This window comes from Lysobacter alkalisoli, assembly GCF_006547045.1.
Classification (GTDB): Bacteria; Pseudomonadota; Gammaproteobacteria; order Xanthomonadales; family Xanthomonadaceae; genus Marilutibacter; species Marilutibacter alkalisoli.
Genome location: NZ_CP041242.1, coordinates 1,535,255 through 1,548,532, shown reverse-complemented (window position 1 = coordinate 1,548,532; position 13,278 = coordinate 1,535,255). Strand labels below are relative to the sequence as shown.

10 protein-coding genes and 1 tRNA gene are annotated in these 13,278 nt (G+C 64.1%); all 11 read right to left on the bottom strand.

What is annotated here, in order from left to right; translation table 11 throughout:
- Positions 1-9: 9 nt before the first annotated feature.
- On the bottom strand, positions 10-1,491 hold the full coding sequence (ccoN, locus tag FKV23_RS06780; RefSeq protein WP_141623170.1) for a cytochrome-c oxidase, cbb3-type subunit I: 1,482 nt from the start codon (positions 1,489-1,491) through the stop codon (positions 10-12).
- Between the two features lie 250 nt (positions 1,492-1,741).
- Positions 1,742-1,818: transfer RNA gene (locus FKV23_RS06775), tRNA-Met, on the bottom strand.
- A gap of 94 nt (positions 1,819-1,912) precedes the next feature.
- Positions 1,913-3,355 carry an NADH-quinone oxidoreductase subunit NuoN gene (gene nuoN, locus FKV23_RS06770; RefSeq protein WP_407067653.1) on the bottom strand — a complete coding sequence of 481 codons (1,443 nt, stop codon included), beginning with the start codon at positions 3,353-3,355 and terminating at the stop codon, positions 1,913-1,915.
- 32 nt (positions 3,356-3,387) lie between these two features.
- Positions 3,388-4,902, bottom strand: coding sequence for an NADH-quinone oxidoreductase subunit M (locus FKV23_RS06765; protein WP_141625090.1), 1,515 nt, complete (start codon positions 4,900-4,902; stop codon positions 3,388-3,390).
- A gap of 43 nt (positions 4,903-4,945) precedes the next feature.
- A complete protein-coding gene (gene nuoL, locus FKV23_RS06760) occupies positions 4,946-7,069 on the bottom strand; it encodes an NADH-quinone oxidoreductase subunit L (protein WP_141623168.1) in 2,124 nt (707 codons plus the stop codon).
- A 4-nt stretch (positions 7,070-7,073) separates the two neighbouring features.
- Entirely contained in the window at positions 7,074-7,406 is a 333-nt protein-coding gene (gene nuoK / locus FKV23_RS06755; RefSeq protein WP_141623167.1) for an NADH-quinone oxidoreductase subunit NuoK, read from the bottom strand.
- Complete coding sequence (locus FKV23_RS06750) at positions 7,403-8,053, bottom strand: NADH-quinone oxidoreductase subunit J (protein WP_141623166.1); 651 nt, start codon at positions 8,051-8,053, stop codon at positions 7,403-7,405. The genes nuoK and FKV23_RS06750 overlap by 4 nt, the downstream gene beginning before the upstream one ends.
- A gap of 9 nt (positions 8,054-8,062) precedes the next feature.
- Complete coding sequence (nuoI, locus tag FKV23_RS06745; protein ID WP_141623165.1) at positions 8,063-8,551, bottom strand: NADH-quinone oxidoreductase subunit NuoI; 489 nt, start codon at positions 8,549-8,551, stop codon at positions 8,063-8,065.
- Between the two features lie 9 nt (positions 8,552-8,560).
- Positions 8,561-9,631 (bottom strand): NADH-quinone oxidoreductase subunit NuoH, encoded by a 1,071-nt coding sequence (gene nuoH / locus FKV23_RS06740; RefSeq protein WP_407067670.1) that lies wholly within the window; start codon positions 9,629-9,631, stop codon positions 8,561-8,563.
- Between the two features lie 20 nt (positions 9,632-9,651).
- Positions 9,652-11,913: an NADH-quinone oxidoreductase subunit NuoG gene (gene nuoG / locus FKV23_RS06735; RefSeq protein WP_141623164.1), complete on the bottom strand. Its 2,262-nt coding sequence runs from the start codon at positions 11,911-11,913 to the stop codon at positions 9,652-9,654.
- Positions 11,910-13,274 (bottom strand): NADH-quinone oxidoreductase subunit NuoF, encoded by a 1,365-nt coding sequence (nuoF, locus tag FKV23_RS06730; RefSeq protein WP_141623163.1) that lies wholly within the window; start codon positions 13,272-13,274, stop codon positions 11,910-11,912. The genes nuoG and nuoF overlap by 4 nt, the downstream gene beginning before the upstream one ends.
- Positions 13,275-13,278 lie beyond the last annotated feature (4 nt).

Here is a 13,278-nt window from a genome sequence, read left to right as displayed (position 1 = left end):
CGTATGTCCTCAGGCGGCGGCTTCGGCGCGATCTGGCTGCAGCGCCGGCTGCAGCACCGGGATCGACAGCCGGGCCGGCGCGCGTTGCCAGGTCCTGAGCACGTTCCAACCCATCAGCAGCATGCCGGCCACCACCAGCACGCCGCCGGCCAGGCGCCCCAGGTAGTACGGATAGGTCGCGTTGAGCGCCTCGACGAAGGTGTAGGTCAACGTGCCGTCATCGTTGGTGGCGCGCCACATCAGCCCTTGCATCACGCCGGCAATCCACATCGATGCGATGTAGAACACCACGCCGATGGTATGGATCCAGAAATGCAGATCGATGGCCCGGGTCGAATACATCTCCTTCTGCCCGAGCAGGCGCGGCAACATCGCATACAGCGAACCGATGCTGATCATCGCGACCCAGCCCAGCGCGCCGGCATGCACGTGGCCGACGGTCCAGTCGGTGTAATGCGACAGCGAGTTGACTGTCTTGATCGACATCATCGGCCCCTCGAAGGTGGCGATCATGTAGAAACTGACGGCGACGATAAGGAACTTGAGAATCGGGTCGGTGCGCAGCTTGTGCCAGGCGCCGGACAGGGTCATGACACCGTTGATCGCACCGCCCCAGCTCGGCGCCAGCAGGATCAGCGAGAACACCATGCCGACCGACTGCACCCAGTCGGGCAGCGCGGTGTAATGCAGGTGGTGCGGTCCGGCCCACATGTACACCGCGATCAGCGCCCAGAAGTGCACGATCGACAGCCGGTAGGAGTAGATCGGCCTCTGTGCCTGCTTGGGCACGTAGTAGTACATCATCCCGAGGAAGCCGGCGGTCAGGAAGAAGCCGACCGCGTTGTGGCCGTACCACCACTGCACCATCGCATCGACCGCGCCGGTGTACAGCGAATACGACTTGCCCAGAGTCACCGGCATCGCCAGGCTGTTGACGATGTGCAGCAGCGCCACGGCGATGATGAAGGCACCGTAGAACCAGTTGGCGACGTAGATATGCCTGACCCGGCGCTTGGCGATCGTTCCGAAGAACACCACCGCGTAGGCCACCCATACGAGGGTGATCAGGATGTCGATCGGCCATTCCAGTTCGGCGTATTCCTTGCCCTGGGTCAGGCCCATCGGCAGGGTTATCGCGGCGGCGACGATGACCGCCTGCCAGCCCCAGAACACGAATGCCGCCAGCCGGTCGGAAAACAACCGCACGTGGCAGGTCCGTTGAACCACATGCAGGCTGGTCGCCATCAGCGCGCTGCCGCCAAACGCGAAGATCACCGCATTGGTATGCAGCGGTCGCAGGCGGCCATAGTTGAGCCAGGGGATGTCGAAGTTGAGTGCCGGCCAGGACAGCTGCGCGGCGATGAACACCCCCACGGCCATGCCGACGATGCCCCAGACCACGGTCATCGCCGCGAACTGGCGCACTACCTTGTCGTTGTAGGTATCGGCCAGAGCCTGGGCGCCGGGCACTGGCCTGTCGAGTGTCTGCATGTGAATCCCTTGAGCTTGGTCGGGCCAAGGGAATTCTAGGAAGCCCGCTACAGGGGCCACTTGACCTGGATCAATTCAGGCCGTGCCGGTGCGTGCGGTGGCTGCCCCGGCAGAGCCGATTTCATTCCGGGACGGCGCAATCCGCGTTACGGGTGACCATCAACTTGCCCTTCTTCAGCCACCCGCAACCATCCACAACAAAAAACGGCGGCCTCGTTTCCGGGGCCGCCGTTTTCGCTGATGCTCAAATTGGTAGCGGGGGCAGGATTTGAACCTGCGACCTTCGGGTTATGAGCCCGACGAGCTGCCAGACTGCTCCACCCCGCATCAGGCCGCCTATTATAGCAGTGAAACGTCTATCCGCAAGCCCTGTTTCACGCCGAACAATTCACTCTGAACAAGAAGAAAGCCGGGACAGGCTTCAGCCACCGATCATGGCTTTCTGGCACCAAGCCATGATCGGGCTCCAGGCCAGGCCCAGCGCCAGCAGCGCCAGCGCATTGACGCCAAACACCACGCGCAGTGGCCGACCCGCTTCGATTGCCTGTGCCCGCCCTTCCGGCACATCGAAGTACATCGCCTTGATCACGCGCAGGTAGTAGAACGCGCCGATTACCGCGAACACCACGCCGACGATCGCCAGCCACATCAGGCCGCCATCGAGCGCGGCACGCAGCACCGCCAGCTTGGCCCAGAAGCCGAGGAACGGCGGCACGCCGGCCAGCGAGGCCATGATGCAGAGAACCAGACCTGCCAACCACGGGCTGCGTGCGTTCAGGCCCTTGAAATCGTCGATCTGGTCGGCCTCGAACCCACGACGCGACAACACCACGATCGCACCGAAGGCTGCGGCCGACATCAGCGCATAGCTGATCGCATAGAACATCGCTGCCGTGAAGCCTTGGGCACCGCCCGCAGCGAAACCGATGAACATGAAGCCGACATGCGAGACGGTCGAGTACGCGAGCAGACGCTTGAAGTTGCCCTGCACCAGCGCACCGAGGTTGCCCAACACCAGCGACAACACCGCCAGACCGGCGAGCATGATCCGCCAATGGTCATCCAACGGGCCGGCTGCGGTTTCCAGCAGACGGTAGGTCATGCCGAACGCCGCCAGCTTGGGCGCCGAACCGATGAAAAGGGTGATCGGGGTCGGCGCACCCTGGTAGACATCCGGCAGCCACATGTGGAACGGCGCGGCACCGAACTTGAACGCAACGCCCGCGACCATGAACACCACGCCGGTGACCAGCATCGTCGACGGTCCGACCTCACGGGCGGCGACAGCGATCGACTCCAGGTCGAGCGTGCCGGTGGCGCCATAGATCAGCGACATGCCGTACAGCAGCAGACCCGAAGCCAGCGAACCCAGTACGAAGTACTTGATGCCGGACTCCGAACCCAGGGGGCTGTCGCGGTCGGTCACGACCAGCGCATAGGAGCACAGCGACAGCATTTCCAAGCCGACGTAGACCATCACCAGCGAGTTCGACGACACCAGCAGCATCATGCCGAGAGTCGCGAACAGCATCAGCACCGTCACCTCACCCTTGTACAGATCGCGCACGCGCAGGTACTGCCAGCTGTAGACCATCGCCAGCGTCGAGACGACCAGGATCGCCACCTTGAGCACGTCGGCGGTGGTGTCGCGCAGGAACATGCTGCTGAGCACTTCGCCCTGGCCACCGACACCGCTGGCGATCATCACGGCCACCACGACCAGCAGCGCCATGCCGAACAGGTGGGTCAGCACGCGGCGGCTCTCGCCGATGAACAGGTCGAACATCAGCAGCGCGAAAGCACCGGACACCAGCACCAGTTCGGGCAGCAGCGGCAGCAGGTCGGCGGCGGTACGTACAGGCATGATCATGAGTTCTTAATCCTCGACCTCAAACCTCAAAGCTTCGACATGGCGATCTGGGTCGCCAGGTTCGCGATCGACGGCTCCATCAGGTCCGTCAGCGGCTTTGGCCACAGGCCCAGCAGCAGCACACCGGCAGCGAACACGCCGAGCACGAAGCCCTCGCGTGCGTTGATGTCCTTCAGCTCGGCGACATGAGCATTGCCGACCTCGCCCCAGATGGTGCGCTTGACCAGCCACAGGGTGTAGGCGGCACCGATGACCAGGGTGGTCGCGGCGGCGAAGGCGATCAACGGATGCTTCTGGAAGCTGGCCAGGATCACCATGAATTCGCCGACGAAGCCCGACGTCCCCGGCAGGCCCGCGTTGGCCATCGCGAACAGCACCACGAAGACCGCGAACCACGGCATCACGTTCACCACGCCGCCGTAGTCCTTGATCATGCGGCTGTGCATGCGGTCGTAGAGCACGCCGACGCAGGTGAACATCGCGCCTGAGACGAAGCCGTGGCTGATCATCTGCACCATCGCGCCCTGCAGGCCGAGACGGGCGGCGTCGGAGTTGCCATGGTCGCGCATCAGCGCAAACGCGATGAAGATGCCGATGGTGACGAAGCCCATGTGCGAGATCGACGAATACGCGATCAGCTTCTTCATGTCGTCCTGGGCCAACGCGACCAGGCCGACGTAGATCACCGCAATCAGGCTCAGCACGATCACCAGCCACGCCCACTCGGTGCCTGCGTCCGGCACGATCGGCAGGGTGAAACGCAGGAAACCGTAGCCGCCGATCTTCAGCATGATCGCCGCCAGCACTACCGAACCAGCGGTCGGCGCTTCGACGTGTGCATCCGGCAGCCAGGTGTGGACCGGGAACATCGGCACCTTGACCGCGAACGCTGCAAGGAAGGCGAAGAACAGCCACATCTGCTCGGTCGCGTCGAGCTGCAACTGGTACATGTCGGCCAGCTGCCAGCTGCCACCCTTCAGGTACAGGTAGATCAGGCCGATCAGCATGAATACCGAACCGAGGAAGGTGTACAGGAAGAACTTCACCGAGGCGTATACCCGGCGCGGACCGCCCCAGACACCGATGATGATGAACATCGGGATCAGCATGGCTTCGAAGAAGACGTAGAACAGCATCGCGTCGAGCGCGCTGAACACGCCGACCATCAGGCCTTCGAGGATCAGGAACGCGGCGTAGTACTGGCTGACGCGCTTGTCGACCGAACCCCAGGCGCTGATCAGCACCAGCAACGAAGTCAGTGTGGTCAGACCGATCAATGCAACCGAGATGCCATCGGCACCGATGGCGTACTGGATGTCGTAGGCCGGGATCCAGGCATGACGCTCGACGAACTGCATCGCCGGGCTGGCCATGTCGAAACCGGCAAACAGGAACACGCTCGCGGCAAGCGTCAGCGCGGCGATGGCGGTCGCGAACCAGCGTGCCGCGTTGGCGCGCCCGTTACCGAACGCAAGAGTCAGCAGACCGCCGATGATCGGCAGCCAGATCACCAGACTCAACAAGGGGAAGTTGCTGTTCACAAACAGGCCGTTCAAGGGCTCGGGGGTCACGTCGCGGTCCTTGTCAGGTCAGGGCCCGGATGAGCACGGCCAGCAATACAATCAGGCCGACGATCATCGCGAAAGCGTAGTGGTAGAGGTAACCGGATTGCAGGCGGCGGGCGATGTTCGCCACCAGGTCAACGACCCGGGCGCTGCCGTTGACCGCCACGCCATCGATCAGCTTGCTGTCGATCATGCGCGAGACCTTGCCCAGCATCACGCCGCCACCGGCAAAACCGTCGATCCAGAGCCTGTCGAAGCCGTACTTCTCCTCGAGCACGCGCACCGGCAGCGCGAACAGCTTGCGCGCCTTGTCCGGCAGTTCGGGCTTGAGCAGGTACATCACCGTCGCCAGGGCGAAACCGGCGAAGGCGAGCCAGAACGCAGGCGCCTGGAAGCCATGCAGGGCGAACGCAACCGGGCCATGCCACAGTTGCTCGCCAAGCAGAGTCACCGTATCGCGCGCCGCGGCGAGGTCGATCGCACCGGCGAAGAACGGCAGTTGCCTGTCATGGCCCGCCCAGTCGGTACCGAACAGCATCGGACCGGCAGTGAAGAAACCGATCAGGATCGACGGGATCGCCAGCAGGACCAGCGGAACGGTCACGACCCAGGGAGACTCGTGCGGAGTGTGCGCGTGGCCTCCATGGCCGTGCTCGTCATGCGCCCCATGCTCGTGCGACAGCGCCTCCTCGTGCTCGGTCGAATCCGCTTCCGGCGCAACGTAGTGATCCGGCACCGGGTCGTGGAAACGTTCCTTGCCATGGAAGGTCAGGTACAGCAGGCGGAAGCTGTAGAACGCGGTCACGAAGGCGCCGAGCAGTACCGCCCAGTAGGCGTAGCTCGCGACCCAGCCACCTTGGGCGGCAGCATGGCCGGCCGCCTCGATGATGGTGTCCTTCGAGTAGAAGCCACTGAAGAACGGCGTGCCGACCAGGGCCAGGGTGCCGATCAGCATGGTCCAGTAGGTGATCGGCATGTACTTCCTGAGGCCGCCCATCCGGCGCATGTCCTGCTCATGGTGCATGCCGATGATCACCGAGCCGGCACCGAGGAACAGCAGCGCCTTGAAGAAGGCGTGGGTCATCAGGTGGAACACGCCGGCGCTGTAGGCCGACACGCCGAGCGCGACGGTCATGTAGCCCAGCTGCGACAGGGTCGAGTACGCGACCACGCGCTTGATGTCGTTCTGCACGATGCCGATCAGGCCGGTGAAGAAGGCCGTCGTCGCACCGATGAACAGCACGAACTGCAGTGCGGTCTCGCTCAGCTCGAACAGCGGCGACATGCGCGCGACCATGAAGATGCCCGCAGTCACCATCGTCGCGGCATGGATCAACGCCGAGATCGGGGTCGGGCCTTCCATCGAATCAGGCAGCCACACGTGCAACGGCACCTGCGCCGACTTGCCCATCGCGCCGATGAACAGGCAGATGCAGATTACCGTGGCGATTTCCCACTCATGGCCGGCAATGATGCTGATGGTCCGGTCGCCGAGCATGTCCGGTGCGTTGGCGAATACCACCGAGTAATCCAGCGAACCGAACACCCACAAGATGGCAGCGATGCCGAGCAGGAAACCGAAGTCGCCGACACGATTGACCAGGAACGCCTTGAGGTTGGCGAACACCGCGGTCGGACGCTTGAACCAGAAGCCGATCAGCAGGTACGACACCAGGCCCACCGCTTCCCAGCCGAAGAACAGCTGCAGGAAGTTGTTGCTCATCACCAGCATGAGCATCGAGAAGGTGAACAGCGAGATATAGCTGAAGAAACGCTGGTAGCCCGGGTCCTCTTCCATGTAACCGATGGTGTAGATGTGCACCAGCAGCGACACGAAGGTGACCACCACCATCATCATCGCGGTCAGCTTGTCGACCATGAAGCCGACGTGGGCCGAGTAGTTGCCGATCTCGAAGAAGGTGTAGACGTTCTCGTTGAACGGCGCCGCGCCCTGCCCTGCCAGTTGCCACAACACGTGGCCGGACAGCAGGCAGCTGGCCGCAACGCCGAGGATGGTGATCCAGTGCGAGCCGGCGCGCCCGACCTGACGGCCGAACAGGCCGGCGACAATCGAGCCCAACAGCGGCGCCAGCACAATGGCCAGCAGCACCGACTTGGAAATGACGACTTCCGTACCCGGCATTGGATCAGCCCTTCATGGTGTCGATCTCGGCGACGTTGATCGTGCGCCGGTTGCGGAACAGCGTGACGAGGATTGCCAGGCCGATGGCGGCCTCGGCCGCGGCCACGGTCAGGATGAAGAACACGAATACCTGACCGGACGCGTCGCCCAGCTGACGTGAGAACGTGATGAAGTTGATGTTCACTGCCAACAGCATCAGCTCGATGCACATCAGCAGCACGATCACGTTCTTGCGGTTGAGGAAGATGCCGGCAACGCTGATGCAGAACAGCACCGCGCCCAGGGTCAGGAAGTGGCCCGGAGTCAGGCCGGTCAGCAGACTGGTCGCGAAGTTCATGCCTTGCCCTCCTCACTGCCGGTGGCGTCGTCCGTGGCGACCGGTGCGGGACGCACTGCATCCATCCGGACCATGCGGACCCGGTCGCTCGCACGTACGCGCGACTGCTCGCCGGGGTTCTGGTGCTTCACGCCATCGCGGCGGCGCAGGGTCAGCATGACCGCCGCGATCACCGCCACGGTCAGGATCACCGCCGCGATCTCGAACGGCAGCAGGTACTCGACGAACAGCGTCCGCGCCAGCCATTCCGTGTTGGACAGCCCCTCGAGCTCGGCGGGATTGGCCGCCAGTGGCACTTCGGTCATCGCCTTGACACCGATCAGCATCAGCATCTCGACCAGCATTACCACCGCGACCACCAGGCCGACCGGCAAATAGCGTACGAAGCCCTCGCGCAATGGCGCTACGTCGATGTCGAGCATCATCACCACGAACAGGAACAGCACCATCACCGCGCCGACGTAGACCAGTATCAGCGCCACGCCGAGGAACTCGGCACCGGCGATGATCCACACGCAGGCCACCGAGAAGAAGGTCAGCACCAGCGACAGCGCCGCGTGCACCGGGTTCTTCATCGTGATCACGGCGATGCCGGACAGCGTGGCCGCGATGGCGAAGACGAAGAATGCGATCGTTACAAGGTCCATGGGCATTCCTCAGCGGAACGGCGCGTCGGCGGCGCGGCGCTCGGCGATCTCGGCTTCGAGGCGGTCACCGATCGCCAGCAGCTGCGGCTTGGTGACGATGTTCTGTCCGCGTTGATCGAAGTGGTATTCGTGGATGTGGGTTTCGACGATCGAGTCCACCGGGCACGACTCCTCGCAAAAGCCGCAGAAGATGCACTTGAACAGGTCGATGTCGTAGCGCGTGGTGCGACGGGTGCCATCCTCGCGCTTGTCCGAATCGATGGTGATCGCCAGCGCCGGGCACACGGCCTCGCAGAGCTTGCACGCAATGCAGCGCTCTTCGCCGTTCGGATAGCGGCGCAGTGCATGGATGCCGCGGAAGCGAGGCGACTGCGGCGTCTTCTCCATCGGGTACATCAGGGTGTACTTCGGCCGCCACAGATACTTGAAGGTAAGCCAGAGTCCCTGCGCCAGCTCGAGGAGCAGCAGGCTCTTGAAGTAGGAAACGATCTTGTTCATGCCTCTGCCTTATTGCCCCGGCTCGAACACGCCGTAGTACGCCATCAGCGCGACGACAACGATCCACGCGATCGTGATCGGAATGAACACCTTCCAGCCCAGCCGCATGATCTGATCGAAGCGGTAGCGCGGGAACGAAGCGCGGAACCAGATGAAGCAGCTGGCGAAGAAGAACACCTTGGCGAACAGCCACCACCAGCCATCGACCGACAGCAGCGGGATGTCCCAGCCCTGGAACGGACTCAACCACCCGCCAACGAAGAAGATCGAGGCCAGGAAGCTGATCAGGATCATGTTCGCGTACTCGGCGAGGAAGAACAGCGCGAACGCCGACCCCGAGTACTCGACCATGTGACCGGCGACAATCTCCGATTCGCCTTCGACGACGTCGAACGGTGCGCGGTTGGTCTCGGCGACACCGGAGATGAAGTAGACGACGAACAGCGGCAGCAACGGCAGCCAGAACCATTCGAACAGGCCGGCGTTGCCGGACTGCGCCATCACGATCTCGCTGAGGTTGAGGCTGCCGGCGGCGACCATCACGCCGACCATGGCAAAGCCCATCGCGATCTCGTACGACACCACCTGCGCAGCGGCGCGCATCGCGCCGATGAAGGCGTACTTCGAGTTCGATGCCCAACCGGCGAGAATGATGCCGTACACGCCAAGCGAGGTCATCGCCAGCAGGTACAACAGTCCAGCGTTGGCATTCGACAGCACCACCTGTGCATCGAACGGCACCACGGCCCAGGCCGCGAATGCCGGCGCCAGTGCCAACAGCGGCGCCAGCTTGTACAGGAAGGGCTCGGCGCGGGTCGGCTGGATGACCTCCTTGAACAGCAGCTTGAACACGTCGGCGAACGCCTGCAGCACGCCCATGCCGACATACATCGGTCCGTGGCGGACATGCATCCAGCCGATCAGCTTGCGCTCCCAGACCACATAGAAGGCGACGGTAATGATCACCGGCATCATGATCGCGAGGATCTTCAGCACGATCCAGACCGCCGCTCCGGCATTGCCGAACGAGACCAGCCACTCATGCACGGGATCGATGAAGGTGGCAAGAAAGCTGCCCAACATGACCATGTTCTCCATGCTCAGGCCCTCCCCGCACCGACACGGCCGGTACCGAGCGGCGCGGTCGCGCCATAGCCGGTTTCGATCCAGACCGAGCCGCGGGCGACACGATCGTCGACCACGACCGGCAGCGTGGCGGTGCCGGCATTGGCGGTGAACTTGCCGATCGAGCCGTCTTCCAGGCCGGTCGCGGCGGCATCGTCCGGATGCAGAATCGCGCGCGGGCCGACATTGAGCGGATGGCTCTGCAGTGCGGCCGCGCGTCGCACCACCGCGTCGCTGCGGTAGATCGCCGGGCTGGCGACGACTTCAAGACCCTCCCCCTGCAGGTACGGTGCAAGGCCGGCAATCGGGGTGATGTCACGCTTGGCGATATCTTCGCGCAGGCCATCCAGATCGGTGAAGTCGAATCCCGGTACCTGCAGCGCACCACCGAGGGCGCGCAGCACGCGCCAGCCTGCACGCGCCTCGCCCGGCAGCTTGCCGGCAGCCTGGGTCAGCTGTTCGCGGCCGTCGAGGCTGGTCAGGGTCGCCTCGATTTCCGGCAACGCGCCGATCGGCAGGATCACATCGGCTACCTCCCGGGTGGACTGGCAGGCGAAGTGGCTGAGCGCAACGACCTTGGCCGCACCCAGCGCCTTCATCGCGCTGCCCGTGGCGGCAAAATCGAGCCCTGGCTCGATACCGTGGATGAGATAGGCCTGGCGCGGCTCCAACAGCATCGAACGCGCATCGCGTGAAGTCGGCAGCACTCCGTAGTCGGCCAGGCCGATGGCATTCGCGCCCTGCGGGATGCGGCACAGGTGGGCGCCGGTCGCCTCGGCCAGGAGCTTTGCCGCCTTGCGGATCGCGGCGGCATGCAGACCATTCTCGGCGACCGCACCAACGATGATTGCAGCGCGTGTGGCGTCCTGTAGCGCAGCGCGCAGGCCGGCATCCTCCAGCACCGAAGCCAGTTGCGACGGCGGAACGATCTTGCGGTCGGCCACGTCGAACGTGAAGTCGAAGTCGACCGGATTGACCACCACGATCTTGGCGCCGTTTCGCCAGGCCTTGCGCACACGCTGGTGCACCAGCGGCAGTTCGTGACGCAGGTTGGAGCCTACGATCACGATCAACTCGGAAGATTCGATGTCGGTCACCGGCATGGCGAAGATTTCGGCCACCGCAGCATCGGTCAGATCGGTCTGGCCGATGCGGTGGTCGAGGTTGCCGGTACCCAGCGCCTCGGCCAGGCGGGCCAGCAACGCGCCCTCCTCGTTCGAGCTCGCCGGATGCACGAGGATGCCGAGCTCGTCGCCGGCGTTCTCGCGCAGGATCGCCGCGGCACGCGCCATCGCAACATCCCACGATGCTTCCTGCCACTCGCCGTTACTGTCCTTGACCATCGGCACGGTCGCGCGATCGGCTGCGTACAGGCCCTGATGCGAATAGCGGTCACGGTCCGACAGCCAGCATTCGTTGACGGCGTCGTTGTCGCGCGGTACCGCACGCAGCACGCTGCCGCGGCGCACGTGCAGGTACAGATTGCTGCCCAGCGCATCGTGATAGCCGAGCGACTCGCGCGCGGTCAGCTCCCACGGACGGGCCTTGAACTGGAACACCTTGTTGGTCAGCGCGCCGACCGGGCAAACGTCGATCACGTTGCCTGACAGTTCGGTGGTCAGCGGCTTGCCATCGTAGGTGCCGATCTGCAGATTCTCGCCGCGACTCATGCCGCCCAGCTCGTAGGTGCCGGCGATCTCCGCGGTGAAGCGCACGCAGCGGGTGCACTGGATGCAGCGGGTCATCTCGGTCGCGACCAGCGGCCCCATGTCCTCGTCCGGCACCACCCGCTTGCGCTCGGAGAAGCGGCTGACCGAACGGCCATAACCCATCGACAGGTCCTGCAACTCGCATTCGCCGCCCTGGTCGCAGATCGGGCAGTCCAGCGGGTGATTGACCAGCAGGAACTCCATTACGTTGCGCTGCGAGTTCAGCGCCTTCTCGCTGCGGGTGAACACTTTCATGCCGTCGGCGACCGGGGTCGCGCAGGCCGGCAACGGCTTCGGCGACGCACGGCCACCCATCTCCGCCTCGACCAGGCACATGCGGCAGTTGGCCGCGATCGACAGTTTGTCGTGGTAGCAGAAGCGCGGGATCGGGATGCCGGCCTTGTCGGCAGCCTGGATGATCATCGAGCCCTTCGGCGCGAACATCTCGACGCCGTCGATTTCGATGGCGACGTGTCCATCCGGCACGACAGCAGGCGGCACGTTGGGGTTGGCTGGCTGCGCACTCATGCCGCTGCCTCCTTCGGCACCACCGTACCCGCAGCCTGGTCGTCGACCAGGAAACGCTTGTTCACGATCGCGTACTCGAACTCGTCCCAGTAGTGGCGCAGGAAGCCCTGCACCGGCCACGCGGCGGCCTCGCCGAACGCGCAGATGGTGTGACCCTCGATCTGGCCGGCGGCCGAACGCAGCATCTCGAGATCGGCCAGAGTGGCCTGTTTCTCGACGATGCGGGTCAGCATGCGGTACATCCAGCCGGTGCCCTCGCGGCACGGCGTGCACTGCCCGCAGCTTTCCTTGAAGTAGAACCGCGCGATGCGCTGGCAGGCGCGGACCATGCAGGCGGTATCGTCCATCACGATGACCGCGCCCGAGCCGAGGCCGGAACCGGCCTTCTGGATTGCGTCATAGTCCATCGTCAGACCCATCATCGTCTCGCCCGGCAACACGGGCATCGACGAACCGCCCGGGATCACCGCCTTGATCGTGCGGCCCGGGCGCATGCCACCAGCCATCTCCAGCAGCTCGGCGAACGGAGTGCCGAGGCGGATCTCGTAGTTGCCCGGACGGGCGACATGGCCCGACACCGAGAACACCTTGGCGCCACCGTTGTTCGGCTTGCCGAGATTGAGGAACCATTCCGGGCCGTTGCGGATGATCGCCGGCACCGAGGCATAGGTCTCGGTGTTGTTGATCGTGGTCGGCTTGCCGAACAGGCCGAAGTTGGCCGGGAACGGCGGCTTGTAGCGCGGCTGTCCCTTCTTGCCCTCCAGCGACTCCATCAGCGCGGTTTCCTCGCCGCAGATGTAGGCGCCGGCACCGAGCGCGCCGTAGATGTCGATGTCCACACCGCTGCCGAGCACGTTCTTGCCCAGCCAGCCGTGCTCGTAGGCTTCCTTCAGCGCCTGCTCGAAGTGTTCGAACGGCTCATGATGGAACTCGCCGCGCAGGTAGTTGTAGGCCACGGTCGAGCCGGTCGCGTAGCAGGCGATCGCCATGCCCTCGACCACCGCATGCGGGTTGTAGCGCAGGATGTCGCGGTCCTTGGCGGTGCCCGGCTCGGACTCGTCCGAGTTGCACAGGATGTACTTCTGGGTTTCGCTGCCCTTGGGCATGAAGCTCCACTTCAGGCCGGTCGGGAAGCCCGCGCCGCCGCGGCCGCGCAGGCCGGACAGCTTGACCATCTCGATCACGTCGGCCGGCGGGATTTTCTCGCTCAGGATCTTGCGCAGGGCCGCATAACCGCCGGTCTTGAGGTAGTTCTCGTACGACCACGGGGTGTCGTAGTGCAGCGTCGTGTAGACGACGCTGTGCTCCTGCGGAGCGGGACCCACGGGTCCGTAGCCCTTGGAATAGTCGTGATGCGCCATCGCG

Excerpts from the sequence above, each read along its gene's own strand:
- nuoK (WP_141623167.1), bottom strand. The coding sequence starts at position 7,406 with ATGAACTTCGCGACCAGTCTGCTGACCGGCCTGACTCCGGGCCACTTC.
- nuoL (WP_141623168.1), bottom strand. The coding sequence starts at position 7,069 with ATGCCGGGTACGGAAGTCGTCATTTCCAAGTCGGTGCTGCTGGCCATT.
- nuoF (WP_141623163.1), bottom strand. The coding sequence starts at position 13,274 with ATGGCGCATCACGACTATTCCAAGGGCTACGGACCCGTGGGTCCCGCT.
- ccoN (WP_141623170.1), bottom strand. The coding sequence starts at position 1,491 with ATGCAGACACTCGACAGGCCAGTGCCCGGCGCCCAGGCTCTGGCCGAT.
- nuoG (WP_141623164.1), bottom strand. The coding sequence starts at position 11,913 with ATGAGTGCGCAGCCAGCCAACCCCAACGTGCCGCCTGCTGTCGTGCCG.
- FKV23_RS06750 (WP_141623166.1), bottom strand. The coding sequence starts at position 8,053 with ATGGACCTTGTAACGATCGCATTCTTCGTCTTCGCCATCGCGGCCACG.
- nuoN (WP_407067653.1), bottom strand. The coding sequence starts at position 3,355 with ATGCCTGTACGTACCGCCGCCGACCTGCTGCCGCTGCTGCCCGAACTG.
- nuoI (WP_141623165.1), bottom strand. The coding sequence starts at position 8,551 with ATGAACAAGATCGTTTCCTACTTCAAGAGCCTGCTGCTCCTCGAGCTG.